The organism is Streptomyces marokkonensis (assembly GCF_039539045.1).
Classification (GTDB): domain Bacteria; phylum Actinomycetota; class Actinomycetes; order Streptomycetales; family Streptomycetaceae; genus Streptomyces; species Streptomyces marokkonensis.
This window is the reverse complement of record NZ_BAABCQ010000045.1, coordinates 21,611-30,707: the sequence shown is the minus strand read 5'-3', so window position 1 is coordinate 30,707 and position 9,097 is coordinate 21,611. Positions and strand designations below refer to the sequence as shown.

The following is a 9,097-nucleotide window of genomic DNA, read 5'->3' as shown; positions in this document are numbered from 1 at the left end:
CTTCCCGCTCACACACGTTCTTCCCGCTCACACACGTTCTTCCCGCTCACACACGTTCTTCCCGCTCACACACGTTCTTCCCGCTCACACACGGTCCACAGTTCACTCACCGTGACAGGGTTGCATTCCGCAGGTCAGGGGTATGACGGCTGTGACCGTTTCGGGCAGGCCGGCCATGTGGGAGGGACCCCGACATGCTCTTGGAAGCGCTCAGCGCCGCGATCCTCGGCCTCGCCCTGGGATGGGCCGCCGCCCACCGACTGCCACACCGTCTTCCGGCCCGCGTCCTGGTCCTGCCGACAGGGATCGCCGGGGCACTCTTCGGGGCGTTCGTCACACACACCGCGCTGGGCGCCGGCGGTCTCCTGCTGGTCCTCCTGGGCGCTGCGGCCCTCTCCGCGGCCTCGCTGTCGCTCCTGCTGCGCCCCGCGGGAAGACTCCGTGGCCGATCGGCGACCGCCTGAGCGGCCGCCGCGTCCGATGGCACCGGCGCCCGAGATGAGGACTACGAAGTGGGCGTGGCGAAGTGGGCGTGGGACGGGAGCGCTGGACGGGAGCGCCTCACGGGGCGGGACGGGCGGGACCCGTCATGGTTCCGCCCTGACAGCGTTCAGGCCGCCAGCCCCAGCGCCGCCATCCGCTTGGTGTGCGCCTCGGTGATCCGGGAGAACATCCTGCCGACCTCGGCGAGGTCGAAGCCGTCCGCCACACCGCCCACCAGCATCGTCGACAGCGCGTCCCGGTCGGCCACCACCCGCTGGGACTGCGAGAGCGCCTCCCCCATCAACCGCCTCGCCCACAAAGCGAGCCGCCCGCCCACACGCGGATCCGCGTCGATCGCCGCACGCACCTTCTCCACGGCGAATCCCGCGTGCCCGGTGTCGTCGAGCACGGCCAGCACCAGCTCGCGGGTGTCCGCGTCGAGGCGTGCCGCGACCTCGCGGTAGAAGTCGCTGGCGATGGAGTCGCCGACGTAGGCCTTGACGAGTCCCTCCAGCCAGTCGGACGGGTCCGTCTGCTTGTGGAAGCCGTCGTAGGCGGCCACGAACGGCTCCATCGCCTCCGTCGGCTCCTCACCGATCTCGGCGAGCCGGTCGCGCAGCCGCTCGAAGTGGTGGAACTCCGCGGACGCCATCTTCGCCAGCTCCGCCTTGTCCGCGAGGGTGGGCGCCAGCTTGGCGTCCTCCGCGAGCCGCTCGAACGCCGCCAGCTCGCCGTACGCGAGCGCGCCGAGCAGGTCCACGACCGCGGCGCGGTACTGCGGGTCGGCGGCTGCCGTCGCCCAGTCCCGGTCGGCGACCACAGCGACTCCAGTGGTTTCGTGTACTCCGGTGGCTCCGGTGGCTCCGGTGGTTTCGGTGGGGGCGTCTGCGGCGTTGCCAGGCTTGTCCGAGCTCGTCATGCAGCGCACAATAGCCCGCCCGTCGCCTACCGGAAGGGCCCCGGTCGGCCCCAGGTCAATCAGTGTGACGACGACTACGTGACCAAACCGGCCGTCGCATGTGCGCGGATCCGGGGTATGGTGGTAATGCGCCTGCCGAGTATGTGACGTACGGGTACGTGACATCGTCGTCGGGCCGCACGCATGAGGATGCCCGGTCGGTGGCCCGATCGGCTCCGACCCGACAGCCCTCCCTGCCGTACGCCACACTGCGTACGGAATCCGGAGGGGGACCCTCAGTGGTACGAGCGCTGGAGCGTCGACAGAGGTCCCGTGTCCTACGGCTCATTCCGTAAGGCAGCCGACGTCCCCGACACGGTCCGGCACGACCCGCGCGCTCGCCTCGCACCACGTACACAGAAGAGGCAGCACCCTGACTACGACGTTTCGATCCCTCGGGATCCTCCCCGAGACCGCCGAAGCCCTTGAGGCAGTCGGCATCACCACTCCCTTCCCCATCCAGGAGATGACGCTCCCCGTGGCCCTTTCGGGCACGGACGTCATCGGCCAGGCCAAGACCGGCACCGGCAAGACACTGGGCTTCGGCCTCCCGCTCCTCGAGCGCGTCACCGTCCCCGCCGACGTCGAGGCGGGCCGCGCCGCCCCCGAAGCCCTGACCGACGCCCCGCAGGCCCTCGTCGTCGTCCCGACGCGTGAGCTGTGCCAACAGGTCACCAACGACCTCCTGACCGCCGGCAAGGTCCGCAACGTGCGCGTCCTCGCCATCTACGGCGGCCGGGCCTACGAGCCCCAGGTCGAGGCGCTCAAGAAGGGCGTCGACGTGATCGTCGGCACCCCGGGCCGCCTGCTGGACCTCGCGGGCCAGAAGAAGCTGAGCCTGAAGCACATCAAGAGCCTGGTCCTCGACGAGGCCGACGAGATGCTCGACCTGGGTTTCCTGCCCGATGTCGAGAAGATCATCAACATGCTGCCGGCCAGGCGTCAGACCATGCTGTTCTCGGCCACCATGCCGGGCGCGGTCATCGGGCTGGCCCGCCGTTACATGTCGCAGCCCACGCACATCAGCGCCACCTCCCCGGACGACGCGGGCGCGACGGTCGCGAACACCAAGCAGTTCATCTACCGCGCGCACAACATGGACAAGCCCGAGATGGTGTCGCGCATACTGCAGGCCGACGGCCGGGGACTGGTCATGGTCTTCTGCCGCACCAAGCGCACCGCGGCCGACCTGGCCGACCAGCTCAAGCAGCGCGGCTTCGCCTCCGGCGCGGTCCACGGCGACCTCGGCCAGGGCGCCCGCGAGCAGGCCCTGCGCGCCTTCCGTAACGGCAAGGTGGACGTACTCGTCTGCACCGACGTCGCCGCCCGCGGCATCGATGTCGAAGGCGTGACGCACGTCATCAACTACCAGTCGCCGGAAGAGGAGAAGACGTACCTGCACCGCATCGGCCGCACCGGCCGCGCGGGCGCGAAGGGTACGGCGATCACGCTGGTCGACTGGGACGACATCCCACGCTGGCAGCTGATCAACAAGGCGCTGGACCTGGGCTTCAGCGACCCGCCGGAGACGTACTCCACCTCCCCGCACCTGTACAGCGACCTCGGCATCCCCAAGGGCACCAAGGGCGTCCTGCCGCGCTCGGAGCGCACGCGCGCCGGGCTCGACGCGGAGGAGCTGGAGGACCTGGGCGAGCCGGGTGGCCGTGGTGGCCACGCGCGTGACGACCGGGGCGGCCGCGGTGGCCGGGGTGGCCGGGGCGAGCCCCGTTCCGCCGACCGCGAGCGTTCGGCCCGTACGACGCCGCGTCGCCGTCGCAGGATGCGCGGCGGGGCACCGGTGGACGCGGACCTCTCCGCGACCACCGCGCCCGAGGCCGTGACCGGCCCTGCGGACAGCGCCGCCGACGTGGACACGGACGCCGCCAAGGGTCCCCGCACGCTGCGCCGCCGACGCCGTACGCGCAGCGGAGAGCCGTCGCGTCAGCCGGTGACGGCCGCGGCGACCGACGCCTTCGTGGAGCAGACGGCGGACAACGCGCTCGTTGTCTCCGAAGCCGCGGAGGTCGCGCAGACAGCGGAGATCGCGGAGGCCCCTGCGAAGTCGCGTCGCCGCCGCACCCGCAAGTCGGCCGAGGCGTCGGCCGCTCCGTTGGAGACTGCCGTGGTGGCCGAGCCGGTGGCCGACGAGGCATCGGTGGCCAAGCCGGTGACGCCTGTTGCCGAGGCCCCTGTGGAGGAGCGGCGCCGCCGCACCCGTAAGGCGGCCTCCGCCGCCGAGACGGCGGTCGACACGGCCGAGGGAGCGACCGAACCCGCGGCCGAGGCGACGGAGACGAAACCGCGCCGCACCCGCAAGAAGGCTGCGACGGCATCGACCGCGACGGACACCGCTGACACTGCGGACACCGCTGACGCCGCTGGGACGAAGCCGCGACGCACCCGTAAGGCCGCAGTCGCCGAGCCCGTGGAGGCGACCGGGAACGCCGAGACAGCCGTCCAGGCGCCGGAAGCCGCCGAGGCCAAGCCCCGCCGCACCCGCAAGACGGCCGCCTCGAAGGCCGAAACCGCCGTCGACACCGCCGAAGGCACGGAGACCAAGCCGCGCCGACGCACCCGCAAGGCCGCAACCACCGAGCCCGTCGAGGCCACCGAGGCCACCGAGGCCACCGCCGGCATCCCGGCCCAGGCCTCGCAGGAGCCGGAAGCGGTCGAGGCGAAGCCGCGACGCACCCGCAAGACGGCCGCCTCGAAGGCGGAAGCCGTCGTCGACACCGCCGAAGGCACGGAGACCAAGCCGCGCCGACGGACCCGCAAGGCCGCAGCCACCGAGGCCACCGAGACAGCCGTCCAGGCGCCGGAAGCCGCCGAGGCCAAGCCCCGCCGCACCCGCAAGACGGCCGCCTCGAAGGCCGAAACCGCCGTCGACACCGCCGAAGGCACGGAGACCAAGCCGCGCCGACGCACCCGCAAGGCCGCAACCACCGAGCCCGTCGAGGCCACCGAGGCCACCGAGGCCACCGCCGGCATCCCGGCCCAGGCCTCGCAGGAGCCGGAGGCCGCACCGCGGCGCCGGACCCGTAAGGCCGCCGCCAAGACGGAAAGCGCGGTCGAGGCTCCCGACACGGCCCCCGACACGGCCGAGGCGAAGCCGAAGGCACGCCGCACCCGCAAGGCGGCCACGGCTGCCACGCGGTCCGCGGAAACCGGCGAAAGCTGATCTACGCCGCTCACCGTCCGTCGGCCCGGTCCCGCACCCACGCGGGCCCGGGCCGACGGCGTTCTCGCGCCCCCGCTTCCCGGGGCCTCCCCAAGCTTCCCCGGGCCTCCCCGGGCCTCCACCCGCACCTCCCGATAGCCTCTGCCCGTGAGCAGTAACGCCGCCTTCACTCCACCCTCCGGCGCCCGCGCCTACCGGCTGCGTACCGCACGGGGTGAGTTCGCCGTCGTCGATTCGCCCGTGGTCGGTGAGGCCGAGGCGAAGGGGACGGTGCTGATGCTGCCCGGGTTCACGGGAAGCAAGGAGGACTTCACGCTGCTGCACGAGCCGCTCGGGGCGCGCGGGTACCGTACGGTCGCTGTGGACGGGCGGGGGCAGTACGAGTCCGACGGGCCCGAGCACGACGAAGCCGGTTACGAGCGGGCCGAGCTGGCCCGGGACGTGCTCGCGCAGGTCGCCGCCCTGGGGACCCGCGTGCATCTCGTCGGGCACTCCCTCGGCGGTCAGATCGCCCGTGCCGCCGTCCTGCTCGACCATGCCCCGTTCGTCTCCCTCACGCTGATGTCCTCGGGCCCGGCGCGTATCTCCGTCTCCCAGCAGCAGCGCGTGAAGCTCCTTCGGGACGCACTCGACACCATGACGATGGCCGAGGTCTGGGACGTGATCCAGGCCATGGGACCGCCCGAGGAGGTCGGCGCCCCGGCACCCGCCCGCGGCCCGGACGCCCCGGAACGGCTGCGCGGCCGCTGGCTGGGCACCCGGCCCGCGCAACTCCTCGCCACTGGGCGTCAGTTGTGCACCGAGCCGGACCGCGTCGCCGAGCTCGCCGCCGTGCCGCTGCCGTACCACGTGCTGTCGGGCGCCTCCGACGACACGTGGCCCGTACCCCTCCTGGACGAGATGGCCGTACGGCTGGACGCCCGCCGGACCGTGATCGACGGGGCCGAGCACTCCCCCAACACCGACCAGCCGCTGCCGACCGCGCGCGCCCTCGCCGACTTCTGGGACGCCGCCCCCGCACGGCGGCGCCCGCGAAAGCACTGACCAGCGGCCTCGCATACCGCTGACCAGCGGCCTCACAGGCCCAGACCATCAGCCGCGCACGTCCCCGGTCAGGACCGCCCAGCAGCCGCGCACGCCCCGGTCAGGACCCGTCGGGCAGAGACGACCCTAGTACTGCGCCTGCAAGTGCTCCCAGAAGCCGTCCCGCAGCGCCCGGCGCAGGTCGGCCTGGCCACGCAGCGAGTACTGCAGCAGCCCCTCGGCCTCCACCAGCAGGTCCTGGTCCACCGAGCCGGGAAGGTAGGGATGACCGGGCAGCAGGTCGACCAGCGACTCGCGGCCCCGCGCCGCCAGCCACTTCGCGGCGATCTGCGCGCCCACGAAACGGACGTCCTCGCGGGGCGGCCTGGCCACGCCCATCGCGTCGAAGGCATGGGCCGTGCGCCGGGAGACGTACGGCTTGAAGAAGTCCAGGTCGAAGGTGCGCTGGCTGTCGACCTCCCAGAGCAGCGGGTCGGCCTGGTTGCGGCCCTCGGGGGCTTCGATGCCCCACAGGTGGACGCGGGCCCCGTAGCCCTGGGCCGCCTCGACCGCCGACACCAGGTCCTCGTCGCCGCCGAGCAGGGCCGCGTCGCTGATGGCACGGTGCCTGGCGAGGGATTCCAGGTCGGAGCGGATGAGTGAGTCGACGCCCTTCTGCTGGTTGTTGGCGTTGAGGTTGCCCAGGCGGACCTTCACGTCCGGCAGTTCGGCGATGGTCTGCTGCTCGGCGGTGTGGATGCGGCGCCGGGCGCCGTCGTACCAGTAGACGCGCAGCAGGCGGCTGTCCGCGAAGATGGTGCGCGCCTTGTCGATGAGCGCCTCGATCAGGCCTTCGGCGTCCAGATCGAAGGCCCGCCGGTCCTCGGTCCCGGCCACCAGTCGTCCCGCCGCCGCGTAGAGGTACCCGGCGTCCACGAAGATCGCGTGGGTGGAGGGTGTCTTGGCCACCTCGGCGAGCATGCGCTGCAGCAGCTCGTTGGTGCGATCGATGCGGGCGTCCAGGGACGTGAGGTCGTCGTTCATCGGCTCCATTGTCCCGGCGGTCACGCTGCGAACACAACCGGTCCCGGTCAGTCTTGCAGGGGCCCTTGGCGCCCACTCGCCGCGCGGGCATCATCCCTGGGAGCAGTCGGCTTACCAGTCAGTAATTAGCAGAGCGAAAAATTTCCTTAGCGTAGGGAATGTTTGCAGCGTGCAGTCCGTTGACTCATTACGGAAGCCCGGGCACCGACGACCCAGGAGCCACACCAGTAGTTCTCCTCAGGAGGATGACCAGATCAAGGGAGAGGCCATGCGCTTTGAAGTCATGCGACTCGACGACGTCGACGGAACCCCCGTGGACACGACCGTTGTGGACGCCGCCTCCGTGAACCGCATCGTTCAGCAGGCCGCCGCCATCGGGCAGCGCCTGTGGATCCGCCCGGCCGACACCTCGGCCATGTAGCGCGGAAGCTCCGCAGACCATCTGCACACCTACAGGGCCCCCGCACGGAACAACCGTGCGGGGGCCCTGTGCGTGTGCCCGGCCCGGGACCGGGCCGTCCCGGGCGGGGCGAGGTCCCCGGCCGGCCGGGGACCTCGCCCCGGGAGCGGGGCCCCGGACCGGCCGGCGCTCACGCGCCCTGAATCACCTGCGTGACGCCGTTGATGATCTGCTGCACGGCGATGGCGGAGAGCATCATGCCGGCGAGACGGGTCACCAGGACCACGCCGCCGTCCTTGATGACGCGGATGATCAGCAGCGAGTACCGCATCACCAGCCACAGCACCACGTGGATCGCGAGGATCGCCGCCCACACCGACAGCTGCGTGGTCGCGCTGTCGGCCTTCTGCACGGCCAGGATGACCGACACGATCGCCCCGGGGCCGGCGAGCAGCGGCATGCCCAGTGGTACGAGTGCGACGTTGACGTCCTTGGTCTGCTTCGGCTCGTCGGTCTTGCCGGTGAGCAGGTCGAGCGCGATCAGCAGGAGCAGCAGCCCGCCCGCGATCATCAGCGCGGGCACGGACACGTGCAGGTAGCCCAGGATCTGGTGCCCGAGCAGGCCGAACACCGTGATCACACCCCCGGCGACAGAGACGGCCTGGAAGGCCATCCGCTTCTGCACCTTGGCGGGCCGGCCGGAGGTCAGCGCGAGGAAGATCGGGGTGATCCCGGGGGGATCCATGATGACAAAAAGAGTCAGGAAGAGAGAGCCGAAGACGGCGACGTCGAACATGGGTGAATTACTGGCCTTGCGGGAGAGGGGGGAAGGGGTGGGTGTACGCGGGGACGGGACTCAGACCCCGCCGGCCCCCGGCACGGGGAACGCCCCGAACGCCCGCCGCGTGATCTCCCCGTACACCTCGGGGTCCGTCGTGTACTCGCCGAGCAGACAGGTCTTCCGGCTGCCGTGGTAGTCGCTGGAGCCGGTCACCAGGAGCCCCAGCTCCCTCGCCGTCCCGCGCAGTCGTGCCCGTGCCTCCGCGTCGTGGTCCATGTGGTCGACCTCAATGCCGTCGAGTCCGGCGTCGGCCAGCTCGGCGATCGCGGCCTCAGGGACCGTACGGCCCCGCTTGACGGCGGCCGGGTGCGCGAACACGGCGACTCCGCCCGCTCCCTTGATCAGCCGGAGCGCCTCGAAGGGGTCGGTCTCGTGCTTCTCCACGTAGGCCCGGCCGCCGTCGGCCAGCCAGTCCTGGGTGAAGGCGTCACCCACGGTGGGCACGACGCCGAGTTCCACGAGCGCGGACGCCACGTGCGGCCGCCCGACCGACCCGTCGCCGGCGATCCGCTCGACCTGCTCCCAGGTGACGGGGACGCCGAGCGCGTTGAGCTTGGCGACCATGGCCCGGGCCCGCGGCACCCGGTCGTCCCGGACCAGCTCGCGCTCGGCGAGCAGGGCGGGCTCCTCGGGGTCGAAGAGGTAGGCCAGCATGTGCATGCTGACGCCGTCGAGGCGACAGGAGAGTTCGGCGCCGGTGACGAGGGTGAGCCCCTCGGGGAGCGCGGCGACGGCCTCGGCGTGTCCGCGGGTGGTGTCGTGGTCCGTCAGCGCGACGACGTCCAGCCCGGCCGTGGCGGCCTTGCGCACCAGCTGGGCCGGGGTGTCCGTGCCGTCGGACGCGGTGGAGTGGGTGTGCAGATCGATACGCACGACGCTGACTCCAAGCGGTGACGGGACGGAGGGGGACGCTCAAGGATAACCGGAATTCCCCCCGCCACTGTCACACCCGCAGCCACCCTGCGCCCCCTACGCCCCCTACGCCCCACTGAAACCACCCGCAGCCCTACTACGCCCCTGCGCCCCGCTACACCCCCACACCCCGCCACGACCCGACGGCCCCGCCACAACCCCACGACCCCGCTACACCCCCACAGCCCCGCTACATCCCCACGGGCCCCGCTACGCCCTTGCAACCCCTCCACACCCTTGTCGCGGACCCCTGCTCGC

The 9,097-nt window shown here is 71.7% G+C and carries 8 protein-coding genes; 4 read left to right on the top strand and 4 right to left on the bottom strand.

What is annotated here, in order from left to right; all coding sequences use genetic code 11:
* The first annotated feature begins 194 nt into the window (after positions 1-194).
* Positions 195-464, top strand: a complete 270-nt coding sequence (locus ABEA26_RS14110) for a hypothetical protein (protein WP_345592440.1) — start codon at positions 195-197, stop codon at positions 462-464.
* Between the two features lie 146 nt (positions 465-610).
* Here ABEA26_RS14110 and ABEA26_RS14105 read toward each other — a convergent pair whose 3' ends face one another.
* Positions 611-1,402, bottom strand: coding sequence for a ferritin-like domain-containing protein (locus tag ABEA26_RS14105; RefSeq protein WP_345592438.1), 792 nt, complete (start codon positions 1,400-1,402; stop codon positions 611-613).
* 505 nt (positions 1,403-1,907) lie between these two features.
* On the opposite strand from ABEA26_RS14105, the gene ABEA26_RS14100 reads away from it, so the two are divergent.
* Together ABEA26_RS14100 and ABEA26_RS14095 are read left to right on the top strand one after the other, a co-directional pair.
* Positions 1,908-4,619: a DEAD/DEAH box helicase gene (locus ABEA26_RS14100; protein WP_345592437.1), complete on the top strand. Its 2,712-nt coding sequence runs from the start codon at positions 1,908-1,910 to the stop codon at positions 4,617-4,619.
* A gap of 147 nt (positions 4,620-4,766) precedes the next feature.
* Complete coding sequence (locus tag ABEA26_RS14095) at positions 4,767-5,663, top strand: alpha/beta fold hydrolase (protein WP_345592435.1); 897 nt, start codon at positions 4,767-4,769, stop codon at positions 5,661-5,663.
* Positions 5,664-5,789: 126 nt separating this feature from the next.
* Here ABEA26_RS14095 and ABEA26_RS14090 read toward each other — a convergent pair whose 3' ends face one another.
* Positions 5,790-6,695, bottom strand: a complete 906-nt coding sequence (locus ABEA26_RS14090; protein ID WP_345592461.1) for an NYN domain-containing protein — start codon at positions 6,693-6,695, stop codon at positions 5,790-5,792.
* A 259-nt stretch (positions 6,696-6,954) separates the two neighbouring features.
* Here ABEA26_RS14090 and ABEA26_RS14085 point away from each other — a divergent pair, with 259 nt between their 5' ends.
* Entirely contained in the window at positions 6,955-7,107 is a 153-nt protein-coding gene (locus ABEA26_RS14085) for a hypothetical protein (protein ID WP_345592433.1), read from the top strand.
* Positions 7,108-7,276: 169 nt separating this feature from the next.
* Here the strand turns inward: ABEA26_RS14085 and ABEA26_RS14080 are convergent, their stop codons facing one another.
* Together ABEA26_RS14080 and ABEA26_RS14075 are read right to left on the bottom strand one after the other, a co-directional pair.
* Positions 7,277-7,882 (bottom strand): MarC family protein, encoded by a 606-nt coding sequence (locus ABEA26_RS14080; RefSeq protein WP_345592432.1) that lies wholly within the window; start codon positions 7,880-7,882, stop codon positions 7,277-7,279.
* A gap of 60 nt (positions 7,883-7,942) precedes the next feature.
* Positions 7,943-8,800, bottom strand: coding sequence for a PHP domain-containing protein (locus ABEA26_RS14075; RefSeq protein WP_345592431.1), 858 nt, complete (start codon positions 8,798-8,800; stop codon positions 7,943-7,945).
* Between the last annotated feature and the right edge of the window lie 297 nt (positions 8,801-9,097).

Bases quoted from the DNA above. Each gene is read 5' to 3' on its own strand.
- ABEA26_RS14110 (WP_345592440.1), top strand. From the start codon at position 195: ATGCTCTTGGAAGCGCTCAGCGCCGCGATCCTCGGCCTCGCCCTGGGA.
- ABEA26_RS14105 (WP_345592438.1), bottom strand. From the start codon at position 1,402: ATGACGAGCTCGGACAAGCCTGGCAACGCCGCAGACGCCCCCACCGAA.
- ABEA26_RS14100 (WP_345592437.1), top strand. From the start codon at position 1,908: ATGACGCTCCCCGTGGCCCTTTCGGGCACGGACGTCATCGGCCAGGCC.
- ABEA26_RS14090 (WP_345592461.1), bottom strand. From the start codon at position 6,695: ATGGAGCCGATGAACGACGACCTCACGTCCCTGGACGCCCGCATCGAT.
- ABEA26_RS14085 (WP_345592433.1), top strand. From the start codon at position 6,955: ATGCGCTTTGAAGTCATGCGACTCGACGACGTCGACGGAACCCCCGTG.
- ABEA26_RS14080 (WP_345592432.1), bottom strand. From the start codon at position 7,882: ATGTTCGACGTCGCCGTCTTCGGCTCTCTCTTCCTGACTCTTTTTGTC.